This window comes from Streptomyces litmocidini (assembly GCF_014649755.1).
Lineage (GTDB): Bacteria > Actinomycetota > Actinomycetes > Streptomycetales > Streptomycetaceae > Streptomyces > Streptomyces litmocidini.
This window is the reverse complement of the sequence record NZ_BMTQ01000004.1, coordinates 423,838-450,625: the sequence shown is the minus strand read 5'-3', so window position 1 is coordinate 450,625 and position 26,788 is coordinate 423,838. Positions and strand designations below refer to the sequence as shown.

The window sequence follows — 26,788 nt, the reverse complement described above, 5'->3', positions numbered from 1 at the left end:
CGCCAGTGACGGAAACTTACTCTTAGATAACCGGACAAAAGTGGTGAATCACCCTGATATCCCAGAGCGTGATTCCGTACCCTCCGGTTTCTTATTGACATGACTACGGGGGTCTTTTCTAATCATCGGGAGTCATCTGCGCGCAGGCACCGCACAGACACTGAGGGGGCAAGGTGGACGTCCGGATTCTGGGGGGACTGTCGGTACGTGAGAACGGGGTGTCGATCACCCCGACGGCGGCCGCGCCCCGGCAGCTGCTCGCCCTGCTCACGGCCAGCGCCGACCAGGTCGTCCCCGTGACGGTCCTGACCGAGGAGCTCTGGCCGTCCGGCGCGCCCCGCGGCGCCCGCGCCGAACTGCAGGCGCACATAGCGGAGCTGCGGACCCTCATCGCGGGCGCCCTGCGCGCCGCCGACCCGGCGGAGCCCCGCCCCGGCTGGTCCGACCGGCGCAGCGCCGACGCGATCCTCGTCTCCCAGCCCGGCGGCTACCGCCTCGACACCGGCGGCGGCCCCAACGACGCCTGGCAGTTCGAGCGCGCGGCCGGCGCCGGCTACCGGGCCATGGAGGCCGGCGACCTGTCCCGGGCCGCCCTCCGCCTCGGCGAGGCACTCGCCCTGTGGCGCGGCGAACCCTACGCGGGCGTGGCCGCGGGCCCCCGCCTCCGCCGGGAGATCGAACGCCTGGAGACCTCCCGCCTCAGCGTCCTCGACCAGTGGCTCGAAGCCCAGCTCGGCCTGGGCCGGCACGCCGAACTCCTCTCCGAACTCACCGGACTCGTCGCCCGCTACCGCACCAACGAGCCCCTCCACGCCCACCTCATGGTCGCCCTGCTGCGCTGCGGCCAGCACGACGAGGCCCTCCTCGTGTACGAGCGGCTGCGCACGGCCCTCAAGAGCGAGAGCGGCATGGAACCCTCGGCACGGCTCCGCCGGCTCCAGCGCTCCGTCCTGGCCGTGCGGGACACGACCGGCCGCCCCGCGTACGGCCCCCGGATCCCCACGCAGTACGCCCCCAGCCGGCACGTCCCGGCCCCGTACGTCCCCGCCCAGTACGGCACGGCGCAGTACGGTCCCGTCCGCCCCCGGCTCGTCCCGGCGGGCTCCGTCGGCTGAGCGACGGGCGCCGCGGATCGGGCGACGACGGGCGCCGCGGATCGGGCGACGACGGGCGCCGCGGATCGGGCGACGACGGGCGCCGCGGATCGGGCGACGACGGGCATCGCGGATCGGGCGACGACGGGCGCCGCGGGCCGAGCAGCGGTGGCGACGCGGCCGCCGCCCGGCGGAGCAACCGCCCGTCAGCGGGAATGAAGTGCGGCAACTCACCGTTGACCGACTCCCGAAGCCGAATTATTTTCGGCGAGCAGTACGGGTTTCCTCCCAGGTGCCCGATTTCGCTCGACCACGGGGGCAGGGGCCATGACAGTGCACGGCGCGGACGGAGCCGGTGGTGCCGACGCGCTGCTCACGGTCCTCGAACTGCTCGCCCGGCAGGCCCCGCCCGCCCACTTCGACACCCTCCTCGACGAGGCCCGGCGGACCGGACTGGCCGGCGAGGAACTCCACCGCCTGGAGCGGGCCGTCGACCTCGCCGGCGCGGTCCACGCCGGACGCGCGCGCGACGCCCGCCGCGAGGCCGGACTCGCCGCCCTCACCGACACCGCCCGCGACCTCACCCTCTCCTACGACCTCGACAGCCTGCTGCGCGTCGTCGTCCGCCGCACCCGGCGCCTCCTCGGCCTCGACCTCGCCTACGTGACCCTGCGCGGCCCGCACGGCGCCAGCTACGTCCACACCTCCGAAGGCTCCCGCCCCGCGACCGGGCCCGGCGCGCGCCTCACCCCCGGGCTCCGGATCGCCGAGGGGTACGGACTCGGCGGCGCCGTCCAGCTCCACGGCGGCCCCGTCTGGACCGCCGACTACCTCGCCGACGAGCGCTTCGCCCCCTCCGGCTCCCTCGACGCGGGCGTCCACGCCCCCGCCTTCGACGAGGCCGCCGAATCCGCCCTGCGCGCCGAGGGCGTCCACGCCATCGTGGCCGCCCCGCTGCGCAGCGGGGACACCGTCGTCGGCACCCTCTACGGAGCGGACCGGCGCGTCCGCCACCACACCCCGGAGGAGATCGGGCTCCTCGCGGGCCTCGCCGACCTCGCCGCCCTCGCCGTCGAGAAGGCCGGCCTCCTCGACCGCACCCGCGCCGAGGTCTCCGAACTGGAACGCGACAGCTCCCGGGTGCGCACCAGCCTCACCCGGATGCGGCACGTCAGCGAGGCCCACGGCCGCATCATGAACCTCGTCCTCGCCGGCGGCGACCTGTGCCACGTGGCCAAGGCCGCCGCCGACGCCCTCGACGCGACCGTGCTGATCCGCGACCCCGGCGGCCGGCCCCTCGCCGCCGCCGGAGACATCCCCGGCCTGGACGAGGAGGCCGTCGCCAAGGCCTCCCTCGACGCCCACGCCCGGCGCCGCCCGGTCCTCACCGACGGCGACACCTGGGTCGCGCCGGTCATCGCGGGCTCCGAGGACCTCGGCGGCCTCGTCATCCGCGCCGCCGGCGGACTCACCGGCGAGGACGAACGCCTCCTCGAACTGGCCGCCCAGTGCGTCGCCTTCCTCCTCCTGATGCGCCGCTCCACCGCCGTCGCCGAAGGACCCGTCCGCGACGAACTCCTCGACGACCTCATCGCCGACCCGCCGCACGCCCCCCAGCAGATCGCCCAGCGGGCCCGCCGCCTCGGCGTCGACCTGGGCCGGCCGCACGTCCTCGTGCTCGCCCGCCCCGAGGGCGGCGAGCAGGGCCGGGCGGTGGTCTGGGCGTCCTCGTACGCGTACCGCCTCTCCGGCCTCAAGACCGTGCAGGGCGGCTGCATCGTGCTGCTGCTCCCCGGCATCGACGCCTCGGCCGCCGCCAAGGCCGTCGCCGCCGAACTGTCCCCGCTGCTCGGACACCCCGTCTCCGTCGCCGCCGCGGGACCCGCCCAGAGCCCGGACGGCGTCGGGCGAATACACCAGGAGGCCCACCGCTGCCTGGACGCGATGAGCGCGCTCGGCGGCACCGGCTCGGCCGCCTCCGCGCAGGACCTCGGCTTCCTGGGGCTGCTGCTCTCCGACGACAACGACGTCGACGGCTTCGTCGAGTCGGCGATCGGGCCCGTGCTGGACTACGACGCCGAGCGGTTCACCGACCTCACCCACACCCTGGAGGCGTACTTCGCCTCCGGCGGCAGCCCCTCGGCCGCGGCCGAGGCGCTCCACGTCCACCCCAACACGGTCTCCCGCCGCCTGGAACGGATCGGCGAACTCCTCGGCCCCGAGTGGCAGAAGCCCGGACAGGTCCTGGAGGTCCAGCTGGCGCTGCGCCTCCAGCGCACCCGGGAGGTCCTGGCCCGCGGACGCCCGACGGCGGACCCGGCCCGACAGCCGGGCCCGCCGGAACGGGGTGCGTGACACCGGGGACACCGTGCCCGCCCGGCCGGGGCCGCGGCGCGGAGGGACCGGGCCTCCCCGACGGAAGGACCCGGCTCCTCACGCGGAGGAACCGGCCCCCTCAGCTCGCCGAGCGCCGCGAGCCGTAGCCCGTGTCGTACCCCGCGTCCCAGCCGCCGGCCATGACCGTCGCCGCGTGGGCCGCCGACGCCAGCGTGATGTGCCGGTGCCAGCCGCGGAACGAACGGCCCACGAAGTCCCGCAGCCCCGCCCCCTCGCCGACCTCCGCGAAGTCCCGCTCCACCCGGCGGCCGAGCTTCGTGATCCGCACCAGCGAACCGACCGGGGAGTTCGTCAGATCGCTGATCCACACCCGGGCCGGGGCCCGGCGCGGGTCGTCCCACTCGCCCAGCAGCACCAGCGGACGCATCCGCTCCCCGCCGGGCGCGGGCAGCGCCACCCGGACGGCCGTCGCGAGCGAGGTCCGCGAGGTCCGCGCGCCCGCCACCGTGTCCACCCAGCTCACCGGCCGGCGCAGCCCCTTGAGCGACTCCAGGATCTGGACGGCGGACAGCGGGCCCGCGCCGAAGCCCGGCAGCGAGCGGTCGGCGATCGCGAGCCGCGAGCCCGGGTTGATCCGGGCCACCACCGGCACGCCCGCCCCGGCGAGCCGCGTCAGGGCGGCCCGCCCCGCACCGCCCCGGATGTCGAGCAGCACCGGCTTGCGGGTGACGTCGGACCAGCGGGCGGTGTCGAGCGCCGCGGCGACCGCGCACTCCTCCATGGTCTCCTCGCCGGCCTCCTGGGGGACCTCCGCGCGGTCGCGCCGCGTGCGGTCGTTCACCCAGGGGTCCGGCAGGAAGAGCCGCCAGTTGACCGGCACGCTCAGTTCGTCGCTCGCGAACCACACGCCGAACGCCTGCTGCCCGTGGAAGACCTGCCCGCGCTCCGGGTCGAAGCGCCGGTCCACGCCCACCGAGTGCTCCCCGGCCTTCGGGATCGGCATCGGCCGCACCACCCACGCCTGCGGGCAGCTGTGCCGCTCCAGGTACCGGGCGAGCGCGGCCCGCATGGGCTGCCAGTCCCAGGTGGAGCTGGACACGAAGTGGTGCAGGCTCTGCTCGGCCGCCGGCCCGCCGATCTGGGCGGCGATGTTGCGGATCGACTTGCGGCCCTGGGCGGTGAGCAGACCGTGCAGGTACTGCTCGGCCTTCAGACGCTGGTCGCGGCGCGGGAAGCCGGAGAACAGCGCGGCACACAGCTCGGCGTAGACGTCCTCGCGGGAGTCGGCCGCGCCGCCGGAGGACCTGACGACGCCCAGGGGCACGGCCGGGGCGAAGGCTCCGGTGGCGGCCCTGTGCTTGGTTGCGACGGATGTACTCACGACACTCCTGCCCTCAGGTTGAGCAGCTCCCTCCCGCTGCTCCACCACCCTCGCGCGGGCCCGCCCCCGGGGACGAGGTGTACCCGGCACCCGAATCGGCCGCCGGATGGTGACCCGGCCACCTCTCGTCGTGTCCCCGCAGGTCAGAGGCGGCGCCATCGCCCGGCCGGGCCCCCGTCCCGGTGCTCCGGAACGCCCCGCGGGGGATCTGACAGATTCGCCGGCCCGGCTTTGACCCGTAGCAGGGCGTGGCCGGACCATCGCAGAGCGAGGCCGCACGGGCCGGATCCCGGTTAATGCCCCAGGCCGGGATCCGGGCCCGTGCGCCTCGCCTTCATCCGCCGCCGTGGCCGTGGCCGCCGCCGTGGCCGTGGCCGCCGTCGTGGTCGTGGCCCCGTGGCCGTGGCCGTCGCCGTCGCCTCCGCCCGCCCCGGCCCCTCGCGGCCGTCCGCGCTCCCCGCTCTCGTAACCTGGGGGCATGGGGCTGCGCAAGGAACTGCCGGTCGTCGCGGTGGTCGCCGCCGGCGGCGCCCTCGGCGCGGCCGCGCGCTACGGCGCCGGACTCGCCCGGCCCACCCCCAGCGGCGCCTTCCCCTGGACGATCCTCACGGTCAACGTCACCGGCTGCCTGCTGCTCGGCGTCCTCATGGTCCTGCTCACCGAGACCACGAGCGCCCCGCACCCGCTGATCCGGCCCTTCCTCGGCACGGGCTTCTGCGGGGGTTTCACCACCTTCTCGACGTACGGCCTCGACACCCAGCGCCTGTTGAGCGCGGGCGACCCTGCGCGCGGTCTGCTCTACCTGGGCGGGACCCTGCTCGCCGCCCTCGCCGCCGTCGGGGCGGGCGTCGCCCTCGCCCGGGCGGTCGTACGGGGCCGGGGGAGGCGCGCGTGAACTGGCTGCTCGTCGTGGTGGGCGCCGCCGTCGGCGCCCCCCTGCGCCACCTCACCGACCGCGCGGTCCAGGCGCGCCACGACTCCGTCTTCCCGTGGGGCACCTTCACCGTCAACGTCGTGGGATCGTTCGTCCTCGGGCTCCTGACCGGCGTCGCCTCGGCGCAGGCGCAACTGCTGCTCGGCACGGGCCTGTGCGGGGCGCTGACGACGTACTCCACCTTCTCGTACGAGACGTTCCGGCTGTACGAGAACGGGGCGAAGGGCTACGCGGCGCTGAACGTGACGGGGAGCCTGGCCGCCGGACTCGGAGCCGTGTGGCTGGGAGTGGAGACGGCGGCCGGGCTCGGCTGATCCGCCGGGTCAGGCGGTGATCCAGTCACTGGTCGCGATCACCGGCTGGACGCCCTGGCGGTGGACGGTGCCCTCGATCAGGCCGTACATCCGGTCGGCCGCGAAGTACACCTCGTTGTCGTTCTTCAGCCCGAACGGCTCCAGGTCCACCAGGAAGTGGTGCTTGTTCGGCAGGTTGAGCCGGACCTCGTTGACCGTGAGGACGTGGTCCAGGACCCGGTCCGCCATCGCGTGCAGGGTCTGCTGGAGCGAGTAGCTGTACGTCTCCGCGAACGCCTCCAGCATGTGGCGCCGCACCTTCGCGTACGAGGCGTCCCAGTCGTGCCCCGCGTCCGCCGCCGCCGAGGCCGAGTTCGCCCAGCGGGCGGTGACCTTGGTGGCCAGGATGCGGTCGTACGCCTCCTGGAGCGTCGTGTACTCGTCCTTGATGAAGCCGTGGAACTCGGAGTTCGTCGAGTTCATCACCGTCAGCTCCTTGAGGCCCGACAGGACCTGCAGCCCGGTGGTGTCCGCATACGTGACCTGCGCCGTGCGGACCTCCTGCCCCTTGCGCGCGAAGGAGTGCTGCTCCTTGCGCGAGGGCACCGAAATCCGCTCCCAGGCGTACTCCTCGATCCTGATCTGCGCCTCGTGGACCACGGCCTGGGAGGACACGAAGTGCCGGGCGAGGAGGATGCCGAAGGCCTCGGGGGAGTCGACGCCGTGCTCCTTGGCGAAGGCGTAGACCGTGTTCTTCGTGGTGTCGGTCGGCAGGCAGTTGCCGTTGTCGCCGGTCAGGTGGACGTCACGGTACTCACCGCGCAGCGCCACCGACACGTTCAGGTCGCGGATCTCGTGCCACGCGCCGTCGTTGCCCTTGCGGGTGACCGTGACGATGCGGTTCTCGGCCTTGCCGTACTGGTTCTGGGCGAGGACGTGCTTGCTCATGTGCTGCTCAGCTCCTGCGGGTACGTGGATACGGATATCCCGTACGCCCGGCGTCCAGCGTCCCCGTCGTCCCCGAGGGTCCGCTCCCCGCCGTCCGGCCCGTGAACGGCGGACCGCCCCGGGACTGACGAGCATCCCGGTCCGTAGGTGTCGGCTCGAAGATATGTGCGTTCCGGGTGGCTGGCAATGGGCGGGGGAGTCCTCAGCAGGACAGCACCCGGGTCTCGGCCGCCGGGAGGCCCTTGACCCACCAGTGGTCGAAGCGGCGGTAGACGTGCGGGTCCCGGGCGGCGAGGAGACGGCCGAGCGCCCCGGCCTCGGCCGCGAGCCCCTCCCAGTCCGCGTCCGCCAGCGGACGGAAGGCGGTCGCCTCGATCCCGCCGTCGACCGGCCGCCACACCCCGGCCACGTACCCGTCGACGAGGAGCGTCGGGAGCGTGTCGCCGTTCACGCGGATGACGTGCCCGCGGTACGCGGGCGGGATGACCCGGCCGCGGTCCGCGTGGGCCAGCAGGACGTTGTCCCACATCGCCATCAGCCGCGGCGGCGCCGGGACGTCCTCGTCGGGCCGCACCGCCCCCGGCACGTCGTACAGCACCGTCCCGTCGGCCCCCTCCAGCCGGTCCAGCTCCCCCTCCAGGGACTCCACCGCCTCCCGCACCAGGCGGCGCGGGGCCGTCGTGAACTGCGCCATGTCCGGTACGGACGCGGGCCCGAAACCCTCCACGTAGCGCCGGACCAGGACGGCGAGACCGGCGGCGGACGCCTCCGGGTCGCCGAGCACCGGCAGTTCGGCGGCCGTGACGAAGGACTGCGCGGTGCCGAACGACCACGGCGGGCCCGTCGGCGCGTGCCACAGCGGCGCGTACTGCCGCACCATCCGCCAGACGACCGCCTCCACCGGCCCGCCCCGGCCCTCCTCGACGTGCCCCCGCAGCTCGGCCCCGGTCCGCGCGCTCCCGGCGTACGCCAGGAGACCGGGGAGCAGCGCGTCGGCGTCGGCGGCCGTGAACCCCGCCTTCGTGAACCGCGGATCGTGCAGCCGCGAACCGCGCAGCGTCGGCTCCATGCCCTCCCGGAAGGCCCGGTAGTCCTCGGCGTGCACCAGGTGCAGCGTGATCCGCATCAGCGTCGACCTGACCAACTCGTAGTCGTTCACGGCCTCGTCGAGACGGACCGGATCGAAGTCCGCGACCCGGTTCCACAGGGCCACGTAGGGCGATCCGGGATGCTGCGCCTGGATCCCCACCACCCGCCGGACGGCGTCCGCGACACCGAGGGGCGCGCGCTCCAGGAGCAACTGCCGGTGCAGGGTCGAGCGGTTGAGGGCGCGCGCGGAGATCACCATGGCGCGATTCTCCCTCCGGGCGCCCCGGGCACGCACCGTACGGTCGTGATCATGGGGAACGCGCCACCGCATCCGTCGATCCGTCCGTCCGGTGCGTCCGACGAGAACACCGGCCTCCTGACGCGTCCGGGGAGCGGCCGTCCGGTTCCGATGCCGCCGGTTCACCGGGGCCACGCCCACGGGTCACACGGTCCTCACCCGCGCTCGTGAGCATCGGCGCATGACCTTCCTGTCCCGGGCCGCGCGCCCCGCCACCGCCGGCCCGGCCGCCGCCCTCGCCGTCGCCGCCGTGCTCCTCGCCCCGACCTCGCCGGCGTACGCCGCGACCAACGCCGTCCCGACGTACGAGGTGAAGATCAACCTCACCACGGCGGCCCTCGACGCGAGCTTCGCGCCGAGCACGGCGGTCAGGTCGGCCTTCGGGATCACCGGCTCCGCCAAGGCCCGCTCGTACAGCTACTACGACACCGACGCGCTCGCGCTCGACGCCGAGGGCTGGAGCGTCCGCCTGCGCCACAAGAGCGGCTCGTCGTTCGAGGAGACGTACAAGAAGCGGTTCCCCGTCACGAACGGCGACATCGACGCGGCGCTCACCACGGCCAACGCCGCCGGCTTCGACAGCGGCGACACCCACTACAAGGCCGAGGTCGACTGGGGCTACGCCAAGCAGACCCTCAGCTTCTCCGACGAGAAGTCCCACAGCTCCAGCGGCTACTCGGGCACCGCGATGCCCACGAGCACGACCGGCCGCACCTGGCTCGTCAACGACGTCCCCGGCAAGCTGGAGAACTGGAACGGCGCCGGCTGGGGCAGGACCGCCCTCCAGGCCTCCCGCGCCCACGGGCCGGTGACCTCCAAGGTGTACGGCGGCGCCTGGGGCCCCTCCGACGACGCGAGCATCGAGGTGCTGCCGGTCGTCGGCGCGAACGGGACCGGCACGGAGTACGTCGTCGAACTGTCCTTCAAGACCGCCTCGTACGCCGACGCGGCCGACCTGCACGCGGACGCCGTCGCCGTCGCCGAGTCCCACGGCTGGCTCTACCACGGGGACATCCTCAAGACGCAGCTGATCCTCGACCGGTACTGACCGGTCCTCCACCGGTGGAGGGGGCGCACGGAGACGCGCGTTCACCCAGGGCTCGCCCCGTCGTCGCGAACACGTCGCCGCGCGTTGCGCGAAGGACTGGACCATGAGGCCGCCCTCACCGGCGACTTTCCATGTGCTCAAGGGAGTTCTGATGAATCCGCGCCTCCTGCGCCGGCCCGCCCTCGTGGTCCTGCCGCTGTCCGCCGCGCTCGCGTTCTCGGTGGTCGTGGGGACGGCCGACGCCACGCCGGCGCACCACGGCGGCCCCGCCGCCCGGGTCGTCTCCACCGCGACCCTGCCCGACCTCCCGCTGGCCGCCTTCAGCAACGGCCTGCTGCCGGGCAGCGTCGCCGACGACCGGGGCGTCGACCTCGGCGGCATCGGCAGCGACCTGTACCCGGCCGGGCGGCGCGGCGAGTACTGGACCGTCACCGACCGGGGCCCCAACGGTCAGATCGCCGTCGGCAAGGACAAGCGGCGCACCTTCCCCGTGCCCGGCTTCGACCCGGCCATGGTGAGGATCCGCGCCGTCGGCGACCGGATCCGGGTCCTGGAGTCGATCCCGCTCACCACCGCCTCCGGCGCCCCCGTCACCGGTCTGCCGAACCAGCCCGGCCGCGACGAGGCCCCGTACTCGTACGACGCCTCCACCCCGCTCGCGTACGACCCGAACGGCCTGGACACGGAGGGACTCGTCCGCGACCGGGACGGCAGCTTCTGGCTGGTCGACGAGTACGGGCCCTCGCTCGTCCACGTCTCCGCGAAGGGCCGGGTCCTCGCCCGCCACGTCCCCCGGGGCCTCGGCCTGACCGGCACCGACTACCCCGTCGTCGAGTCGCTGCCGTCGATCTTCCTCCAGCGCAAGGTCAACCGCGGCTTCGAGGGCCTCGCGCTGCTGCCCGACGGCGACCTCGTCCTCGGGCTGCAGAGCCCGCTGCTCAACCCCGACAAGGTCTCCGGCGAGAACTCCCGCACCACCAGGCTGCTGCGCTTCTCGCCCCGGGAGAACCGGGTCACCGCCGAGTACGCCTACCGCTTCGACGCCGTCGACGTCGTCGAGCCCGGCCAGACCAAGACCTCCGAGCTGAAGCTCTCCGCCCTCGTCGCCGTCGGCGGCGACCGCCTCCTCGTCCAGGAGCGCACCGACAAGGCGGCCCGCCTCTACGAGGTCCGCCTCCGCCGCGGCTCCGACATCCTCGGCACCTCCTGGGACACCGCCGCGGGCCCCACCCTGGAGCAGCTCGACGACACGGCCGCGGCCGGGGTCCCGGTCCTCGGCAAGCGCCTCGTGATCGACCTCAACACCGTCGGGGGCGTTCCCGGCAAGATCGAGGGCGTCGCCGTCGAAGGCTCCTCGACCCTCGTCCTGCTCAACGACAACGACTTCGGCATGACGGACGGCCCCGGGGCCTTCGACGCGAACGGCCGCCTCGTCGACAGCGGCGTGGAGACCACGCTCGTACGGGTCAGGCTGGGCCGCCCGGTGCGCTGAGGTCCCGACGGGAGGGCGGCCGCAGCGGATTGGCCATCGGCACGTAACGGGCGTCGGCGCCGTCCGCGTCGAGCCAGCGCAGCAGGAGGTTGGTCTTCGCGGGCACGTGCGGCGAGTCGAGCAGCGCGGAGACCTCCGCCGGACCGCCGTGCTCCGCCGCGTATCCGGCGAACACCGCCCGGGCCAGGGGCCACAGTGCGCCGGACAGCTCCGGGTGGCGGTCGGTGAGGGCGCCGGCGATCTCGTAGAGGTTGTTCGTCACCAGGCAGTACGCCAGCCGATCCCAGCCGTGCGCCGCGTCCAGGGCCGGCGCGGGCCCCCGCGGCCCGTGCCGGTCCAGGAGCCCCCGGTGCCGTTCGGCGACGATCCGCACCCCCTCGTGGTCGCGGAAGACCATCTGCGCCGGGAGGCCGGTGGCGTCCACGCCCACCAGGACGTTCTGCAGATGGCACTCCAGGACCAGGCCGTGCGCCCGCCAGGCGTGCAGCACCGGCGGCACGAGCAGGTCGAGGTAGCGCCGCCACCACGCGAGCGCCCGTTCCGGCGTCAGCCCGTCGATCGGGTTGCCGGGGAAGCCCTCGCCGATGCCCGCCGCGAGCAGCGGAGTCACCCCCGGCCGCAGATGCGGACGCAGGCCCTCGCGGGCGATCACCGCGAAGCCCTCGTAGGCGTGCTGCCCGCCGAGGTCGGCGGTGCGGTAACCCCGGTCGGCGAGGAACGTCGCGGCGGGGAAGGGGTCGAGGACGGGCGCGAGGAGGTCGGCGACCGTCCGCAGCCACAGCAGGTCGCGCAGCTCCAGACGGCGGTTCCCGTTGGTGATCCGCACGTCCAGGCCGAACTTGCAGAAGAGGTCGGCCTCCGGCAGGTAGACCGTCCGCACGGAGGACGTCGGCACGGCCAGGCCCGCCCGTGGCGCACCGCCGCCGAGCCGCAGCAGCCGCCCGTCACGGAACGCGGGCAGCGAGCTCTCGCGGAGCAGGTCCAGCTCCCAGGGGTGGATGGGCAGGACGACGTAGCCCTCGGGCGCCTCCGTGCCCAGGACGTCCAGGAGCGACGGGTCGCCGTCCTCCGCGACCACGTCGGCCCGGACGCCGAGGAGCTCCAGCGGGAACCGGGCGTACGCCTCCGGCGCGTACGGCAGCCAGCTCTCCGGGGCGCCCGCTCCGCGCGACTTCGGCGCCGGGTGGTACCGGTGCCCCGCGAGCAGCGCCTGCTCCGACCGCAGGTACGGGTCCTCCGGCGGGCACGCGGACGCGCGCGCGTCCTGCAGGGCCGCGACGACGTCCCTGCTGTCGGTCATCTCGCCGACGAGGGTCCTGTTGGTGACGCCGGTGCGCCGGACCAGCTCGTCGGCGGTCAGCGCCACGAGGGCCTCGAAGGTCAGCGGGAGCCAGCCGCCGTCGGTGCGGACGCAGGGGTCGGCGGGCCGTCGGCCGGCCCGCACCCGGAGCAGCCGGCCGGTCGCCGGGAGCCGGTGCACGGCGTGGTCCGGATCCGTGCGCGGCCCGGTCTCGGCCACCTCCCGGATCAGGCAGTTGAGGAGGGCGGTGGCGGAGAGGGCGTCGGCCCGGCCCTTGGCTTCCCTCACGACAGCGCCTTCCCCTTCCACCCGGTCCCCGGCGGACCGCCCGCCGATAAGGACATCCTGTGCGGGGTAGTGAGCCTTCATGCACTTCGCTCCGGATCACGATACGGGCGCAGGACACGCACCGCGCGCCCCCGAGACGGCCGCCGCCGCGCAGGACTCCGCCCCGGGGACGGCCTCCACCGACGGGACCGCCTTTGCGGGCGAGGGGGCTGGGACGGCCGAGGCCGCCGTCGCCGTCGAGCTGGCGGAGGTGGCTCCCCGGCTCCTCCCCGCCTACCGGCAGGAGCTGGCCCCGGCCCGGGCGGCGGTCCTCGCCCGGCTGTGGCGCGCGCTGTTGCACGAGCCGCTGCCGGGGATCGCGGCGCGCGACGGGGAGGCCGGCCGGGTGCGGCTCGCCGACGGGCGCGTCCTGAGCGGCCCGCCCCGGCTCCCGTACGACCTGGTCGTTCCGGGCGAGGACGCGACCGTACGGCTCGACGACCGCGCCCACGACCACCCGGCCGCCCTCCTCGCCGCCCTCGACCTGCCGGGCGCCGCCCCCCTGGTCGCGGACCTGGACCACGGCGTCGCCTCCTTGGCGCTGTCCCGGGCGGGGGCGGCCTCCGGCCGGGGCGGCGACGACCGGCCCGGCGGGACGGGCCCGGCCCCCGGGCGGGGCGGTGCCGGCCCGCCCGGGTGCGCGGCGGGCACGGTCTCCGGCCGGGGCGGCGACGACCGGCTCGACGCGGCGGGCGCGGTGGGCGCGGCCCCCGGCCCGGACGGCGCCGGCCCGTTCGCGGGCGCGGCCGGCCCGGCCCCCGGACCCGGCAGCGTCGACCCGCTCGCGCACGTCGAGCAGGGCATCGTCGACGGGCACCCGTACCACCCCTGCTGCCGCAGCCGCCCCGGACTCTCCGTGACCGAGCAGCTCGCGTACGCCCCCGAGCACCGCCCGGTCGTCCGCCTCGACCTGGTGGCGGTCCCCGTCGACCGGTGCCGGGTCGCGGGCGCGTGGCCGGACCGGCTGCGGGACGGCGACCGGCTGCTGCTGCCCGTGCACCCCTGGCAGAGCGAGCACGTCCTGGCGGGGCTCGGACACCGGCCGTTCGCCACCGGAGCGATCCCCGCCCGGCCGCTGATGAGCGTGCGGACCCTCGCGCCGCTCGACGGCGGACCGCACCTGAAGACGGCGCTGTCCACGCGGATGACCAGCGCGATCCGCGACATCTCGGCGAGCGGGGTCGAGAACAGCGCGCCGCTCTCGGACCTCCTCGCGCACGTCGTGGCCGATCTGGGGGACACGCTGCGGATCACCCGCAACCTCGCCGGCGCCTCCGCGCTCGTGCGCGGCGCGCCCAGCGGCGACCTCGCCGTGCTGCTCCGCGAGTCCCCGTCCGCCGCCGCGGGCCTGCGGGCGGGGGAGGCGGTCGTCCCGGTGGCGGCGCTCGCCGCCCGTCCCGCCGGCGACGGCCCGCCCCTGATCCGTACGCTCCTGGCGTCCGCCGGCGCTCCGGACGCGGGCGCCGACTGGCTGGCCGCCTTCGCCGGCCTCGCGGTCCCGCCGCTCGTCCGCCTCCTGAGCCGGGGCGTCGCCCCCGCCGCCCACGGGCAGAACCTCCTGGTCGTGCTCGACGCGCACGCCCGGCCCCGCCGGCTGGTCTACCGGGACCTCGCCGACGTCCGGCTGAGCCCGGCCCGTCTCGCCCGGCACGGTTTCGACGCCGCGCCGGTCGGCGGCCGGGTGGTCGACGACGACCCGGCCGTGCTCCGCACGATGCTTTTCGGCCACCTCTTCGGGACCACCTTCGGGACCCTGGTCTCCGCCCTCGCCGACCGCGACCGGGCTGTCGGGGCCCGGCTCTGGGCGGTCGTCGCCGCGGCGGCCGACCGCGCCTACGACGACCTGCCGGCGACCCCGGAGAACCGCGCCGACCGGGCGGCCCTCTTCGCCCCGGAGCTCCGGGTCAAGGCCCTCACCCTGATGCGCCTGCGGGGCGTGGACGGGGACGAGTGGGTCCCCCTCCCCAACCCCCTGGTGACTCGGAGGAAGTGCACGTCGTAGCGGTCCTGCGCGGACCGGAGGACGTCGAAGGCCTCCAGGCCGTGCTGGATGCGGCCGAGCGACCGGAAGCGGCCGAAGCGGTCGACGCCGGGGGTCAGGACCACGAGCAGCTCCGCCGTCGATCCGGGAGCCGCGCCGAAGGAGTGCGGCGTCCCGGGCGGCACGGAGACCAGCCCGCCGGCGGCCACGGTCGCCGTACGGCAGTCCAGGACGAACCGCATGACCCCGTCCAGTACGTGGAACAGCTCGGTCGACCGCGCGTGGAAGTGCGGCGGGGCCCCGGCCGCATCCTCGCCGGGGGAGAGACGGCCGGCGCCGAACGCGCCTCCGGTGTCGCGCGCGTCGGCGAGGAGGCGGAGACCGCCGCCGTGGGGGAGGCCGATCCGCTCGGCCTCCCCGGCGTGCACGACCAGTGCCTTCTGGACATCGGACAGGGAACACAGCTCCTCTTCGGGGGCGGGGCCGTGACATCGGAGTCCATTCGATCCGGGGAAGAGGGGCCGCACCACAGGCGGTTGCAGACGGCGGGATCCCGCGCCTGGGCGGCGTCCACGGCCCGGGGGACCGGCTCAACCGGGTCCTGGGCGAACTCGCCGTCGCGGCGCCCCGGTTGCAGGTGCGGCTGCACCGGCTGCCCGTCACCCGTCGCCCGGCGGCCGTACGCGACGGAGAGCTGGACGCGGCCCTCGTACGGGCGCTGCCGGACGAGCCGGGGGCGGCACCCGGCCCGGCGCTGCTCCCGCTGTGGAGCGATCCGCTGTACGCCGCCCTGCCCGAGGGGCACCCGCTCGCGGCCGAGCCGGAACCGCGCCTGGACCGGCTGGCCGGCCTCCCGCTGCGGCTCACTGCCCGGGAGGACAACCCGCCCTTCCCCTCGCTGGTCACCGGCGCGTTCGGGGCGGCCGGGGTCCGGCCGGTCCCGGGCCCGCCGTTCAGCGACCTGCAGGCCACGCTCACGGCGATCGGCACGGCCCGGGAGCCGTCGTGGACCCTCTTCTACGAGGCGCGGGGGCTGCCGAGGATCCCCAGGGTCGCGGTGCGCCCGCTGGCCGGCCTCACCGTCGCCACCTCGCTGGCCGTCCGGCCGGGACCGGCCCCGCGGCACCTGCTGGGGGCCCTGCGCGCCGTCGGCTGAGCCCGGCGCCGGTCACGGGGCGGCGGGGAACGGCTCGGCCCAGGGCTCCTGCTCCAGCAGGAGCCCGTTGGCCAGGTAACTGATGGTCCGGTACCAGCCGGCCAGGACGAGGAGCTCCAGCAGCTGGGCCTCCTCGTAGTGGGCGCGGAGGGCGTCCCAGGCGGGCTCGGAGAGGTGCGCGGTGTCGTGCAGTTCGTCGACGGCGGCGAGAAGGGCGGCATGACGCCCGCTCGGGGAGGCGGGGCCCGCACCCGTGTCCGGGTCCGTGGTGGCGCGGATCCGTTCGGGCCCGAGTCCTGCCTGCGGGGCGAGGGTCGCGGCGTGGACGCCCCACTCGTAGGCGCACCCGCTGCGGGCGGTCACCCGTGCGATGACGAGCTCGCGGTCTGCGGCGGGGAGCAGCCCGTGGCCGAGGAGCCCGGCGCCCAGGGCGAACATGCGGGAGGCCAGCTCGGGGTGGCGGTGCAGGACCCGGAAGAGCAGGAGCGGTTCGTGGGGCACGCCGGGCGGCATCCAGCGGCGCAGCGCCCGGTCGACGGCGGGGGAGTACGGGGGGACGAGGGGTTCGATGCGGGGCATCCGCTGCACCTCCTGCTTCGTTTTCAGAAGCGCCACTATGATGCTTCTGGAAACGAAGCGCAAGGAGGGCGAGGGACGGCGTGGAAGAGACCGGAGCGGCGACACCACGACCCGGCCGGCCCGCACGGCCCGCACAGGGGCGGTCGGCGGCCGGGCGGCCCGTACCCGGCCGGCCCGTACGGGGATCCGCGTCCGGCCGCCCGGTCATGGCCGCGCTCGACCTGCTCGGACGCCGCTGGACCCTGCGCGTCCTGTGGGAACTGAGCCAGGGCCCGGCCGGCTTCCGCGAACTCCAGCGCCGCTGCGAGCGCATGTCCTCCAGCGTGCTCAGCACCCGCCTCGACGAGCTGACCGGGGCCCGGCTGCTCACCCGCGCGGACGACGAGTACCGGCTCGCCCCCCTGGGCACGGAACTCGTCGAGGCGCTGGCCCCGTTGGAGGCGTGGAGCAGCCGGTGGGCGAGGGAGACCGAAGACCCCGCGGACGGTGACCCGGACGCCTGACGGGGACGCCTGACGGGGACGTCACCGCCCGGCCGCACCACCGGGCCGGTCGGACCGGCGCGCGCCGACCGCCGGCGGGCGTTCGCCCCGACGGGGCTCACCGGAGGGGGCGTCACTCGAACCTGGCGTCGTACAGTTCGGCGTCGTCGGGGATCCAGGGAAAGGCGATCGAGGGGTGCGCGGCCGATCTGTCCTGGAGGTCGAAGGCGAGGACGGCGTCGACGAACTCCCTCGGCGGCAGGTAGCCGTGGTCGAGTACGTAGTGCCCGATCAGAGAGGGGGCCGCGTAGGCGGTTCCCGGTTCCCCGGGTACCCGTATCTCTCCTGTGCCGGCGCTCGCGCGCCGATGCCCCGGCCGGGGTTCGTACCAGGGGCGGGCGTTGTCGAGCGGTTCGGGGCACAGGTCGCACTCGTGCACGCCGAGAGCCTGGTTCACGGCCTGCTCCTCCAGCACGTCAGCAGCGTGGACACGAACTCCGTGGGTGCCGGGCCTGCGGTCCAGGGCCGTCCGGCCTCCAGCCAGCCGATGTTGAGCCGGCGGTAGGCATCGCGCACGGTGACGAACCGCACGCAGCTGCCGACCTCGGTGAACACGTCGCCGCCCCCGGTGATGGGGTAGGCGTAGGGGCTGAGATCGGCGTAGTACATGACCGCATCCCACCAGAGGGAGGGCCCGTCGGCTGATCGATTATTCGGGCAGCAGGCGTTCCAGCATGAACTGCGTCTCGGGGTCGGGATCGACGACCAGTGACTGGACGCGATAGCGGCCCGGCGACAGTTCGACGCGGAGCGCCTCCGCCGGCTGCTGTGCATGTCGCAGGGAGCCGAGGATCCTGTCGGCCTCGTAGGCGGCGTCGGCCAGGACGTATCGTCCTCCGAGTCCGAGGGTGAGGACGTCCTTCCAGCCGCCGGATGATCCGGCTGCGTGGACGGCGGGCAGCAGTCCCGTGTCGTCGTCGGCGTAGCACCAGCGCGCGAACGTGAGGGGCTCGGCGAGCCAGGTGACGGACAGGGGCTCGGCGCCGAGCGTCAGGATGTCGCGGCCGGCCAGCCGCAGGGCCGAGACGTACTCGTCGATCACGTCGACGGAGGCGCCCCGTACGGGCAGCGCGACCACGAGCCCTCCCTCTTGCACCCGATGGACTGGGGCACCCCCGCCCTCTGGCAAGCGACGAGGGTTACTCCACGTCGACGCCGTATCCCCGTACGAGGGTCTCCAGACCATGGTCGTAGCCCTGGCCGACGGCGCGGAAGCGCCACCTCGGGCCCCGGCGGTAGATCTCGGCGAGGAGCAGGGTGCGCTCGCTGGTGGCGGCGTCCAGAGTGGCCTGGGCCGTGGCCGGAGCATCGACGCCTGGTGCGAGGGTCATCTGGACCGCTCCGATGTCGCCGAAGGTGGCGGCACCGTCGATGGCGGCGGCGATCGCGATCCTGTGGGCGGCGGGAGGCAGTGCCGCGAGGCCGACGGCGATGCTCTGCTCCGTCGGGCCGTCGCAGAGGAGACGGACGGCTCCGTCGGGGCTTTCCGGCGCGCTGTAGAAGACGAAGTCCCCGTCGCAGGAGACCTGCTCGTCCTCGTCGAGGACGAAGGCGACGACGTCGATCTCGCAGTTCGTCTGTTGCGCCCAGGAGGCACTCACGTGCCAGTGGCCGGCGGTGGAGAGTGTGGGGAGGTCGATGACTCCGCCGCGCGGCAGGACGTCGGTCATCGCACCGTCCTGGGCGGGGACGTCGGCAGGCTCGGAGGCGGGGGATCCGAGCCATCCGTGCGCGTGGACCGGAAGCCCCAACGCGGTGATGCGGGTCATGCGGCGGTCGAGTTCGCCCCCGGGGAAGAGGACGACGTCGGTGACGCCCGCCGAGAGGTTGATGGCGGCGGCCCCACCCAGTTCGACGACCCTGGCCCGGGCGGCGGACGCCTCCTCGTGGGTGCCGCCCAGGATCAGTACCCGCCGACGGCCGAACGGCTTGGCGGAATGCTTGGGCTCGGGTCGCCTGGGCGCCGGCACGTCGGCGACAGCTGCGGTCGCAGCGGGGGGCGGCGTCGGCGTAGTGGGCGGTGCGGCCGGGGCCGCCGCTTCCGGGGTCTTCTTCGGTGCCTGATTCTCGTGCGGTGTTCCGGGACGCACCTCTCCCAGCAGCTTGAGGAACGTGTGCTCGTCGATGACCGTGACGCCTTCGGCGATCGCGCGCCGTGCCTTCGCCGAGCCCGAGGCCGAGTCGTTGGTGACGAGAGCGCTGGTGTGCCGACTGACCGACGACATGATGTTCAGGCCGGCGGCGACGGCCCGGGCCACCAGCTCGGCCCGGGAGGTCGCGGTCTCGCCCGTGATGGCGATCTTCATGCCCTGGACGAGCGGATCGCCGGGTGTCAGACGACCAGGGTTCCGGTAGGTGCACGGGGTCTTCGGCGGATTCGGCGCGAACTGCGGATCCTGCCGGGGAGGACAGGGCACCAGCGGCAGCGGGACGTCCAGCCGTGCGGCTTCGGAGAGGGAGGACCGGAAGATCCCCGCGAGGACGCGCGTGTCGTCCAGCGCGTCATGAGCGCTGGTCTGCGGCACGCCGTAGTGGGCGGCCAGGGACGCCAGGCTGAGGTCGGCGGCGGGCGGTTCCACACGCCGGTTCAGGGCCAGGGTGCACAGGCGCTGGGTGACCGGGAGATGGAGCCGGGTGCGGGCGAACTCATGGGCCAGAAAGTCATAGTCGAACTGTGCGTTGTGGGCCACCATGACGCGGTCCTGCAGGAGCGCTCCGATCCGTCCGGCTACCTGCTCGAAGGCCGGGGCGCCACTCAGCCGCTCCGCGGTCAGGCCGTGGATGTGCACGGGGCCGGGGTCGCAGCCCGGGTTCAGCAGGGTGGAGTACTCGCCGGTCTGAGTCCCGTCCGGCCCGAAAGTCAGCACCGCGATCGAGAGGATTCGGTCACGCCGGGCGATCAGACCGGATGTCTCGACGTCGACCAGAGCCCAGTCGTACGCGTAGTCGGGCAGCTGTGACACGTCGAGCGCGGTGGCGAGGGACATGGCAGCAAGGATGATCCGGACGTGATCGCAGCTTCAACCCGAATGCCTATTTGTCCCCTCGACCCTACCGAGAGACGGTCCCGAAACTCCGGGCCTTTTTCGGGCCGAACGGCCGCCGGAGGCCGCCTCTGGCCGGTCTCGGCCGGACAGATCAAGCCATCCGGGGCCCTTGCTCCGACATGTCCGCCTCCGACCGAAAACCACCCCTGGCCAGCAAAAAGACCCCTCCCGAAGGAGGGGCCTCGCTGTGCGCCCCCGGCAGGACTCGAACCTGCGGCCAAGTGCTTAGAAGGCACCTGCTCTATCCACTGAGCTACGGGGGCCGGGTGGTGGCCGTGTGGCCAGGAGCCCCTGGTGGGTGGGGTGTGCCTGCCGGGACAAGGATAGGGCTCCGATCGCCTTGGCCCGGTTGCTTCACCTGCGTGGCACGATGTGGAGGTTCGGTGAAGCGAACCGATAATCGCAGGCAGGTGCGATTCGCGCAGCGCTTTTCGCGCCACTCGGGGCGGGTGTTGTGCACTCGTTATGCCCGACCTTCCGGTCGCGACCCTTCTCTTCGGCGCGCAGGGTCCTCATACGCTTCAAAAACACTCATAAATTGGGCATTCTTCGCATGTGGTGACCTTGGACGAACGGCCTCAGCTGATCGACGCACTCTCCGCCCTGCGCGACCGAGTCGCCGCCGTGCGTCTCCCACTGCCTCTCCCCGACACCCCCCGTGCCCGCCAGACCCGGACCGAGCTGCTCGCCCAGCTCGACGACTACCTGGTGCCCCGGCTGAAGGACCCCGACGCCCCGCTCCTCGCGGTCGTCGGCGGGTCCACCGGGGCCGGCAAGTCCACCCTCGTCAACTCCCTTGTCGGGCGCCGCGTCAGCGAGGCGGGAGTGCTCAGGCCCACCACCCGGACACCCGTGCTCGTCTGCCACCCCGAGGACCACCACTGGTTCGCCGGACTGCGGGTCCTTCCGCAGCTGACCCGCGTCTGGCTGCCCCAGGCCGACGAGGACCACCCCGTCGACGAACCCGCCCCCGAGGAGAACGCGCTGCGCGTCGAGACGGCCTCCTCGCTGCCCCGGGGGCTCGCCCTGCTCGACGCGCCCGACATCGACTCGCTCGTCGTCGAGAACCGGCTCCTCGCCGCCGAGTTGATCTGCGCCGCCGACGTCTGGGTCATGGTCACCACCGCCTCGCGGTACGCCGACGCCGTGCCGTGGCACCTGCTCCGTACCGCCAAGGAGTACGACGTCACCCTCGTCACCGTCCTCGACCGCGTCCCCCACCAGGTCATCGGCGAGGTCTCCCGGCAGTACGCGGCACTGCTCGACAAGGCCGGCCTCGGCCACGTGCCCCGGTTCACCATCCCCGAACTGCCCGAGTCCGCGTGCGGCGGCAGCGGACTGCTGCCCGAGAGCGCCGTCGCCGAGCTGCGCGGCTGGCTCGCCCACCGGGGCCAGGACCCGGCCGCCCGCCAGCAGGCCGCCGACCGGACCGCCTCCGGGATCATCGACTCCCTCGACACCCGGCTGCCCGAGTTGGCCGGCGCGGTCGCCGCCCAGTACGCCGCCGCCGTCCGCCTCGGCGGCGTCGTCGAGGCCGCGTACCGCGAGCAGGGCAAGCGGGTGCGCAGGGAACTCGGCCGCGGCGCCGTCCTCGCCGGCGACGCCCGCACCCGCTGGCGCGCCTACCCCCGCGACAGCACCTCCGAGGAGCTCCTGGACGCCCTCACCGAGTCCCTCGCCGCCCTCCTCCACTGCGCGGTCTCCGCGGCCGAGGAGCACGTCCGGGACGCCTGGCGCCGCGAACCCGCCTCCGAGCCCCTCGGCCCCCCGGGGGGAGGCGCCGACCGGGAGGCGGTGGAGCGGATCGGCATGGAGGCGCGCCGCTGGCGCCGCGAGCTGGAGGAGCTGGCCGAGGACGAGGTGCGGGGCATCGACCGCCCCTCGGGGTCCCGCCTCTCCGGCTCCCGCTCCTCCCGCTCCTCCGGCGCCGTCCCCGAGCCCGACACCGTCGCCGCGCTCCTCGCCACCTCCCTCCTCGGCGGCCGCCGCGCCCGCGCCGCCGGCGAACGCCTCGCCGAACTCCTCGGCGCCCAGACCGCCCTGCGGCTGCGCGACAAGGGCGGCGAACTCGTCCTCTCGTACGTCGACCGCGTCCTGCACGCCGAGCGCGACCGCCGCCTCGCCCCCCTCGACGCGCTCGACGTGACCCCCGAGCCGCAGGCGGAGCTGATCGCCGCGCTCTCCGTACTGCAGAAGGAGAAGTGACGTGGTGGACGACGACAGGGAGCGCGGCCGTACGCGCTGGAACGACGACGGGGAGCGCGGCCGTACGCGCTGGAACGACGACCGGGAGCGCGACCGTACGCGCTGGGACGACGGGCTGATCGCGCGGCGCGCGGCCGAGAAGGCCGCGGTCGCGGAGGAGAAGGCGCCGGCGGGACCGCGGGAGGAGGACGCCCTGCCGCCCCTCGGCGGCAGCTTCGGCGGACCCCTCCGCAACCGTCTCGACGCCCTCCACGAGCTCGTCGGGCTCTCCCGCACCCGGGTCGAGAGCGAGGCCCTCGCCGAGGCGGGACGCGTCCTCGACGAGGCCGCCGCCCGGCAGCGGCTCTCCTCCCGGCACACCGTGATCGCCGTCGCCGGAGCCACCGGGAGCGGGAAGTCCACCCTCTTCAACGCCCTCGCCGGTGTCCCCGTCTCCGAGACCGGCCTGCGCCGCCCCACCACCTCCGCGCCCATCGCGCTCAGCTGGTCCGACGGCTCCGCCGGACTGCTCGACCGGCTCGCGATCCCCAGCAGGCTGCGCCGCCGCCCCCTCGCGGGCGGTGCCGGCGACGCCGACCTCCAGGGGCTCGTCCTCGTCGACCTGCCCGACCACGACTCCGCCGTCACCGCCCACCGCGACCAGGTCGACCGGGTCCTCGGCCTCGTCGACGCCGTGATCTGGGTCGTCGACCCGGAGAAGTACGCCGACGCGGCCCTCCACGAGCGCTACCTGCGCCCCCTCGCCGGGCACGCCGAGGTCACCTTCGTCGTCCTCAACCAGATCGACCGGCTCGGCACCGAGGCCGCCGACCTCGTCCTCGACGACCTGCGCCGCCTCCTCGACGAGGACGGCGTGGCGCTCGGCGAGCACGGCGAACCCGGCGCGACCGTCCTCGCCGTCTCCGCCCTGACCGGCGAGGGCGTGCCCGAACTGCGCGAGACCGTCGCCCGGTTCGTCCAGGAACGCACCGCTCCCGAACGCCGCCTCGCCGCCGACGTCGACGCCGCCGCAGCCCGGCTGCGCCAGGCGTACGTCGCCGAAGGGCGGCACGGCCTCGACGAACGGGCCCGGGACGCCTTCACGGACCGGCTCGCCGTCGCCGTCGGCGCCCAGGCCGCGGGCGAGGCCGCCGAACGGGTCTGGCGCCGGGGCGCCATCCGTGCCTGCGGCACCCCCTGGCTGCGGCTCTACCGCTGGTACGAGCGGATGCGCGCGCACGGCGCCACCGATCCCCGCCTCGAAGTCCCCGTGGAGGACGAGCTGACGGCCCGCCAGCGCGTCGAGCAGGCCGTACGGATCGTCGCCGACGAGGCCTCCCGGGGCCTTCCGGTGCCCTGGGCCCAGGCGGTGCGCGAGGCGGCGGTGCGCGGGGCCGAGGGACTGCCGGAGGCCCTGGACGAGCTGACGGTCTCCCTGGGGGACCCTGCCGCCCGGCCGCCCCGGCCCGCCTGGTGGCCGGCGGCCGTCCTCGCCCAGGCGGTGATGACGCTCCTGCAGGTCTTCGGCGCGCTGTGGCTGGTGGGGCAGATCCTGGGCGTCGTCGAGCCGGGCCTGCTGCCGCCGGTCCTCGTGATGCTCGGCGGGATCATCGGCGGCCCGCTCGTCGAATGGGCCTGCGAGGGCGCCGTGAAGGGCCCGGCCCGCCGGTACGGGCAGGAGGCCGAACGCCGCCTGCGGGAGGCGGCCGCCGCCTGCGGCCGGGCTCGGGTCCTCGACCCGGTGGCGGCGGAGCTGATGCGCTACCGGGAGGTGCGCGAGCAGTACGCGACGGTGGTGGGCTCGCGTCCGCCGGCGTCCCGGATCATCATCGGCGGCGGAGGCGGCGGCCGCTCCGGTACGAGCCGGCTGGGCGCGACGCGGGCGGGGGCACGGGCGAGGTAGGCGGGGCGGGGACGGGGCGGGCCGGGTGCGGGGCGGTTCCCCCTCCCGGGTGAGGGCGTCGTCCCCAGGCGCGTGGTCGTCCACAGGCCCGAGCGCGGCGCGCGCGGCCGCCCCAGCATGGTTCCCACGGGGTGTCCACGCAGCGGGACACCGGAGGAGTGGGGGAGAACCATGAACGACACGACCGTGACGCTCGTCGGGAACGTGGCGACGGCGGTGGAGTACCGGGACACGGCGGCGGGCGGAGTGGCCCGCTTCCGGTTCGCGGTGACCGCGCGCCGCTGGGACCGGGAGCGGGGACTCTGGTCCGACGGGAACACCAGCTTCTACACGGTGTCGGCCTGGCGCTCGCTCGGTGCCAACCTCGCCGCCTCGGTCTCCGTGGGGGAACCGCTCGTCGTGCACGGGCGGTTGAAGGTCCGTGAGGAGGAGCGCGACGGGCAGCGCAAGACCTTCGTGGACGTGGACGCGACGGCCGTGGGGCACGACCTGAGCAGGGGGACGGCGGCCTTCCGGCGCGCCGTCAGGACGGAGCCCGCACCGCAGCCGGAGCAGGACCCGTGGACGGTGGCGGCGGAGGAGGGAACGGCGGTGCCGCCCCAGTTGGTAACCGCGTCCTGACCTTGTGTTGTGGGGATTTGTCGACCAACTCGCTCTGCCGATAACGATTCTGAGTCGGAATGGTTATCTGATCGCAGGGCAGGGCACCGAGGGGTTTCGCGTCCCTAGGATTCCCGAATACTCATGTGGCACGTGAGCCCATCGAGTCTGTGAGTCTTGCTGGCGTGCGCTCCCCCCACGCGAATCGACCAAGTTCGCGGAGTGTCTCGCCCGGAGGGGAATCCAATGTTTTCAGTTCGTGGGCGTGGCGTTGCCCGCCTCGCCGCCGCGGCCCTGGTCTCCGGCCTCGTCGCGACCGGCGCGATAGCGACCGCCGGTCCGGCCCTGGCCGATGACGCCGCCCCGGCCACCGGTGGTGTCACGGCGAAGCTCGGCCGCATCACCGACGGCGGCGACATCGAGGTCGTGGAGAAGGGCGGCAAGCCCCATACGGTCGGCGGCGGTCTCTTCACCATGCAGGTCGAGGGCGGGGGAACCCTCTCGACCTACTGCATCGACTTCCACACCAACGCGCAGCACGACTTCACCTACAAGGAGGTCGGCTGGGACCAGTCGTCCCTCCACGACAACGAGAACGCGGGCAAGATCCTCTGGATCCTGGAGAACGCCTACCCCAAGCTCTCCACCGAGGCCCTCGGCGAGAAGCTCGGCGTCGACCTCTCCAAGGGCGAGGCCGCCGCGGGCACGCAGGCCGCGATCTGGAAGTACTCGGACGGGGTCGAGGCCACGCCGAAGGACGCCGACGCCAAGAAGCTGACCGATTACCTGCTCGCGAACGTCGGCGAACTCGCGGAGCCCAAGGCCTCCCTGAGCCTCTCCCCGTCCACCGTGTCGGGCAAGGCCGGCGAGAAGTTCGGCCCGATCACCGTCACCACCAACGCCGAGACCGCCAAGCTCGCGACCGCCCCGGGCGCTTCCGCCGGCGTCCGGATCGTCGACAAGGACGGCAAGCCGGTCACCGACGCCAAGAACGGCGACCAGGTCTACGTCGACGTTCCCGCCGGGACCGCCGACGGCACCACCGAGCTGACCGCCGAGGCCACCACCAAGGTCTCCCTCGGCCGTGCCTTCGTCTCCGTCGACGGCCCGTCGCAGACCCTGATCCTGGCCGGCTCCAGCGACTCCACCGCCACCGCCAAGACCTCCGCCACGTGGGCCAAGAAGGGTGCCGTCCCGTCCGTCTCGGTCACCAAGGACTGCGCCAAGGGCGGCCTGGAGGTCATCGCCTCCAACAAGGGCGACGAGCCCTGGACCTTCGACCTGAAGGGCACCTCGTACACGGTCGGCGCCGGTGAGACGAAGAACATCGCCCTCCCGCTCGCCGAGGACGAGGCGTACAAGTTCACGATCACCGGCCCGAACGACTTCGAGGAGACCTTCGAGGGCGTCCTGGACTGCAAGACGGCCACCCCCGGCCCGAAGCCGTCGGAGACCCCCTCCACCCCCTCGGCCACGCCTTCCACCCCGTCGACCACCGGTGGCACGACCGGTGACACCACCGGCACCACCACGACCGGCGGCGGCGACCTCGCCGAGACCGGCAGCTCCAGCGCCACCCCGATGATCGCCGGCATCGCCGCCGCGCTCGTCGTGGTCGGCGGCGGCGCGGTGTTCTTCCTCCGCAAGAAGAAGACCGCCGGCCAGTGAGCCCGGGCCCCGGTGCCGGGCCCATGCCCGGCACCGGGCCGAAGCCCGTCCCCCACGGAGTGAGGCGCTGACGCCGCGGAGCGATCCGCCCCCCGCCCGCCCCGCCCCGTGACCCCGCACGACCCCGGCCGCGCCCGCGCCCGGGGTCGTCGCACGTCCGTCGCACGTCCGACGCACGTCCGACGTCCCCGCGGCCCCGACGAACCCGGGCCCCCGGGGGACGACGGCGGCATGACGTCGACGATCCGGATCGACGCCCGGCAGACACAGCGCTGCGGCGAGGGCTCCGCGCCGGGGGACGTCGCCTCGTGGACGCCGCTGGAGGCCGGTCCGGAGGACTGCGCCGACGCCGTCGGTGGCGAACGCGCGGACGAGACCGACTTCCGCTCTCCGGGAGCCGGTTTCAGGGCTGCACGGCGCAGGTGATCCGTGGGGCACGCCGCCCCTTCCGCTCGTGCGGCTACCGAAAGTCGCGGATCGGCTACGCGAGCGATCCGGGAACGCGCAGGTCAGGAGGGGCCCCGCCCACTGGTTCGCACCCAGGGGTGGCGGTCAGGCAAGATGGGGTGTATCTGCCCACTCACTCT

Annotated in this window: 23 protein-coding genes, 1 tRNA gene and 1 pseudogene; 14 read left to right on the top strand and 11 right to left on the bottom strand. The window is 74.3% G+C overall.

Features of this window, described 5'->3' with window-relative positions:
- The first annotated feature begins 173 nt into the window (after positions 1-173).
- Both IE180_RS11630 and IE180_RS11625 read left to right on the top strand, forming a co-directional pair.
- Positions 174-1,115, top strand: coding sequence for an AfsR/SARP family transcriptional regulator (locus IE180_RS11630; RefSeq protein WP_190156731.1), 942 nt, complete (start codon positions 174-176; stop codon positions 1,113-1,115).
- Between the two features lie 306 nt (positions 1,116-1,421).
- Complete coding sequence (locus tag IE180_RS11625) at positions 1,422-3,449, top strand: helix-turn-helix domain-containing protein (protein ID WP_190156730.1); 2,028 nt, start codon at positions 1,422-1,424, stop codon at positions 3,447-3,449.
- A gap of 100 nt (positions 3,450-3,549) precedes the next feature.
- Here IE180_RS11625 and IE180_RS11620 read toward each other — a convergent pair whose 3' ends face one another.
- The gene (locus IE180_RS11620) at positions 3,550-4,812 is read right to left on the bottom strand and encodes an IS701 family transposase (protein ID WP_190156729.1); all 1,263 of its coding nucleotides are present in this window, start codon (positions 4,810-4,812) and stop codon (positions 3,550-3,552) included.
- A gap of 478 nt (positions 4,813-5,290) precedes the next feature.
- Between IE180_RS11620 and crcB (IE180_RS11615) the strand changes: the two genes are divergently transcribed.
- Entirely contained in the window at positions 5,291-5,707 is a 417-nt protein-coding gene (gene crcB, locus IE180_RS11615; RefSeq protein ID WP_190156728.1) for a fluoride efflux transporter CrcB, read from the top strand.
- Positions 5,704-6,060 (top strand): fluoride efflux transporter CrcB, encoded by a 357-nt coding sequence (gene crcB / locus IE180_RS11610; protein ID WP_190156727.1) that lies wholly within the window; start codon positions 5,704-5,706, stop codon positions 6,058-6,060. Before crcB (IE180_RS11615) ends, crcB (IE180_RS11610) begins: the two co-directional genes overlap by 4 nt.
- 9 nt (positions 6,061-6,069) lie before the next feature.
- Here crcB (IE180_RS11610) and pucL read toward each other — a convergent pair whose 3' ends face one another.
- Positions 6,070-6,987: a factor-independent urate hydroxylase gene (gene pucL / locus IE180_RS11605; protein ID WP_190156726.1), complete on the bottom strand. Its 918-nt coding sequence runs from the start codon at positions 6,985-6,987 to the stop codon at positions 6,070-6,072.
- A 202-nt stretch (positions 6,988-7,189) separates the two neighbouring features.
- A complete protein-coding gene (locus IE180_RS11600; protein WP_190156725.1) occupies positions 7,190-8,335 on the bottom strand; it encodes a winged helix DNA-binding domain-containing protein in 1,146 nt (381 codons plus the stop codon).
- A gap of 220 nt (positions 8,336-8,555) precedes the next feature.
- Here IE180_RS11600 and IE180_RS11595 point away from each other — a divergent pair, with 220 nt between their 5' ends.
- The gene (locus tag IE180_RS11595; protein ID WP_190156724.1) at positions 8,556-9,422 is read left to right on the top strand and encodes a hypothetical protein; all 867 of its coding nucleotides are present in this window, start codon (positions 8,556-8,558) and stop codon (positions 9,420-9,422) included.
- 151 nt (positions 9,423-9,573) lie between these two features.
- Positions 9,574-10,914: an esterase-like activity of phytase family protein gene (locus IE180_RS11590; protein WP_190156723.1), complete on the top strand. Its 1,341-nt coding sequence runs from the start codon at positions 9,574-9,576 to the stop codon at positions 10,912-10,914.
- Here IE180_RS11590 and IE180_RS11585 read toward each other — a convergent pair.
- The gene (locus tag IE180_RS11585; RefSeq protein ID WP_229860432.1) at positions 10,889-12,502 is read right to left on the bottom strand and encodes an IucA/IucC family protein; all 1,614 of its coding nucleotides are present in this window, start codon (positions 12,500-12,502) and stop codon (positions 10,889-10,891) included. The two genes, IE180_RS11590 and IE180_RS11585, sit on opposite strands and share 26 nt — an antisense overlap.
- 79 nt (positions 12,503-12,581) lie before the next feature.
- Between IE180_RS11585 and IE180_RS11580 the strand changes: the two genes are divergently transcribed.
- Positions 12,582-14,543 (top strand): IucA/IucC family protein, encoded by a 1,962-nt coding sequence (locus tag IE180_RS11580; protein ID WP_190156721.1) that lies wholly within the window; start codon positions 12,582-12,584, stop codon positions 14,541-14,543.
- 107 nt (positions 14,544-14,650) lie between these two features.
- Here IE180_RS11580 and IE180_RS36370 read toward each other — a convergent pair.
- Positions 14,651-14,950, bottom strand: a pseudogene (locus tag IE180_RS36370) (cupin domain-containing protein); the annotation flags it as partial.
- Between the two features lie 5 nt (positions 14,951-14,955).
- On the opposite strand from IE180_RS36370, the gene IE180_RS11570 reads away from it, so the two are divergent.
- Entirely contained in the window at positions 14,956-15,678 is a 723-nt protein-coding gene (locus IE180_RS11570; protein WP_190156720.1) for a LysR substrate-binding domain-containing protein, read from the top strand.
- Between the two features lie 12 nt (positions 15,679-15,690).
- Here IE180_RS11570 and IE180_RS11565 read toward each other — a convergent pair whose 3' ends face one another.
- The gene (locus IE180_RS11565; protein ID WP_190156719.1) at positions 15,691-16,257 is read right to left on the bottom strand and encodes a carboxymuconolactone decarboxylase family protein; all 567 of its coding nucleotides are present in this window, start codon (positions 16,255-16,257) and stop codon (positions 15,691-15,693) included.
- A 206-nt stretch (positions 16,258-16,463) separates the two neighbouring features.
- Between IE180_RS11565 and IE180_RS11560 the strand changes: the two genes are divergently transcribed.
- Positions 16,464-16,760: a winged helix-turn-helix transcriptional regulator gene (locus IE180_RS11560; protein WP_190156864.1), complete on the top strand. Its 297-nt coding sequence runs from the start codon at positions 16,464-16,466 to the stop codon at positions 16,758-16,760.
- A 112-nt stretch (positions 16,761-16,872) separates the two neighbouring features.
- On the opposite strand, the gene IE180_RS37715 is transcribed toward IE180_RS11560, so the two are convergent.
- The 5 genes from IE180_RS37715 to IE180_RS11540 all read right to left on the bottom strand — a co-directional run bounded on the left by IE180_RS37715 (position 16,873) and on the right by IE180_RS11540 (position 20,109).
- Positions 16,873-17,196: a DUF7919 family protein gene (locus tag IE180_RS37715; RefSeq protein ID WP_229860431.1), complete on the bottom strand. Its 324-nt coding sequence runs from the start codon at positions 17,194-17,196 to the stop codon at positions 16,873-16,875.
- Complete coding sequence (locus IE180_RS37710; RefSeq protein WP_229860430.1) at positions 17,193-17,408, bottom strand: DUF7919 family protein; 216 nt, start codon at positions 17,406-17,408, stop codon at positions 17,193-17,195. Before IE180_RS37710 ends, IE180_RS37715 begins: the two co-directional genes overlap by 4 nt.
- 40 nt (positions 17,409-17,448) lie before the next feature.
- The gene (locus tag IE180_RS11550; RefSeq protein WP_190156718.1) at positions 17,449-17,877 is read right to left on the bottom strand and encodes an Imm21 family immunity protein; all 429 of its coding nucleotides are present in this window, start codon (positions 17,875-17,877) and stop codon (positions 17,449-17,451) included.
- A gap of 61 nt (positions 17,878-17,938) precedes the next feature.
- Positions 17,939-19,786 (bottom strand): TerD family protein, encoded by a 1,848-nt coding sequence (locus IE180_RS11545; RefSeq protein ID WP_190156717.1) that lies wholly within the window; start codon positions 19,784-19,786, stop codon positions 17,939-17,941.
- A gap of 250 nt (positions 19,787-20,036) precedes the next feature.
- Positions 20,037-20,109 (bottom strand) — tRNA-Arg (locus tag IE180_RS11540).
- 292 nt (positions 20,110-20,401) lie between these two features.
- Between IE180_RS11540 and IE180_RS11535 the strand changes: the two genes are divergently transcribed.
- From IE180_RS11535 to IE180_RS11515, 5 genes are all read left to right on the top strand, one after another.
- Positions 20,402-22,051 (top strand): dynamin family protein, encoded by a 1,650-nt coding sequence (locus tag IE180_RS11535; RefSeq protein WP_190156716.1) that lies wholly within the window; start codon positions 20,402-20,404, stop codon positions 22,049-22,051.
- Between the two features lies 1 nt (position 22,052).
- A complete protein-coding gene (locus tag IE180_RS11530; protein ID WP_190156715.1) occupies positions 22,053-23,933 on the top strand; it encodes a GTPase in 1,881 nt (626 codons plus the stop codon).
- A 171-nt stretch (positions 23,934-24,104) separates the two neighbouring features.
- Entirely contained in the window at positions 24,105-24,554 is a 450-nt protein-coding gene (locus IE180_RS11525) for a single-stranded DNA-binding protein (protein ID WP_190156714.1), read from the top strand.
- 225 nt (positions 24,555-24,779) lie between these two features.
- Positions 24,780-26,201: a Cys-Gln thioester bond-forming surface protein gene (locus IE180_RS11520; RefSeq protein WP_190156713.1), complete on the top strand. Its 1,422-nt coding sequence runs from the start codon at positions 24,780-24,782 to the stop codon at positions 26,199-26,201.
- A gap of 231 nt (positions 26,202-26,432) precedes the next feature.
- Positions 26,433-26,627, top strand: a complete 195-nt coding sequence (locus tag IE180_RS11515; protein ID WP_190156712.1) for a hypothetical protein — start codon at positions 26,433-26,435, stop codon at positions 26,625-26,627.
- Positions 26,628-26,788 lie beyond the last annotated feature (161 nt).

Bases quoted from the DNA above. Each gene is read 5' to 3' on its own strand.
- IE180_RS11545 (WP_190156717.1), bottom strand. From the start codon at position 19,786: ATGTCCCTCGCCACCGCGCTCGACGTGTCACAGCTGCCCGACTACGCG.
- IE180_RS11625 (WP_190156730.1), top strand. From the start codon at position 1,422: ATGACAGTGCACGGCGCGGACGGAGCCGGTGGTGCCGACGCGCTGCTC.
- IE180_RS11525 (WP_190156714.1), top strand. From the start codon at position 24,105: ATGAACGACACGACCGTGACGCTCGTCGGGAACGTGGCGACGGCGGTG.
- IE180_RS11565 (WP_190156719.1), bottom strand. From the start codon at position 16,257: ATGCCCCGCATCGAACCCCTCGTCCCCCCGTACTCCCCCGCCGTCGAC.
- IE180_RS37710 (WP_229860430.1), bottom strand. From the start codon at position 17,408: ATGTACTACGCCGATCTCAGCCCCTACGCCTACCCCATCACCGGGGGC.
- IE180_RS11595 (WP_190156724.1), top strand. From the start codon at position 8,556: ATGACCTTCCTGTCCCGGGCCGCGCGCCCCGCCACCGCCGGCCCGGCC.
- IE180_RS11580 (WP_190156721.1), top strand. From the start codon at position 12,582: ATGCACTTCGCTCCGGATCACGATACGGGCGCAGGACACGCACCGCGC.
- IE180_RS11590 (WP_190156723.1), top strand. From the start codon at position 9,574: ATGAATCCGCGCCTCCTGCGCCGGCCCGCCCTCGTGGTCCTGCCGCTG.
- IE180_RS11600 (WP_190156725.1), bottom strand. From the start codon at position 8,335: ATGGTGATCTCCGCGCGCGCCCTCAACCGCTCGACCCTGCACCGGCAG.
- crcB (WP_190156728.1), top strand. From the start codon at position 5,291: ATGGGGCTGCGCAAGGAACTGCCGGTCGTCGCGGTGGTCGCCGCCGGC.
- IE180_RS11560 (WP_190156864.1), top strand. From the start codon at position 16,464: ATGGCCGCGCTCGACCTGCTCGGACGCCGCTGGACCCTGCGCGTCCTG.
- IE180_RS11515 (WP_190156712.1), top strand. From the start codon at position 26,433: ATGACGTCGACGATCCGGATCGACGCCCGGCAGACACAGCGCTGCGGC.
- pucL (WP_190156726.1), bottom strand. From the start codon at position 6,987: ATGAGCAAGCACGTCCTCGCCCAGAACCAGTACGGCAAGGCCGAGAAC.
- IE180_RS11520 (WP_190156713.1), top strand. From the start codon at position 24,780: ATGTTTTCAGTTCGTGGGCGTGGCGTTGCCCGCCTCGCCGCCGCGGCC.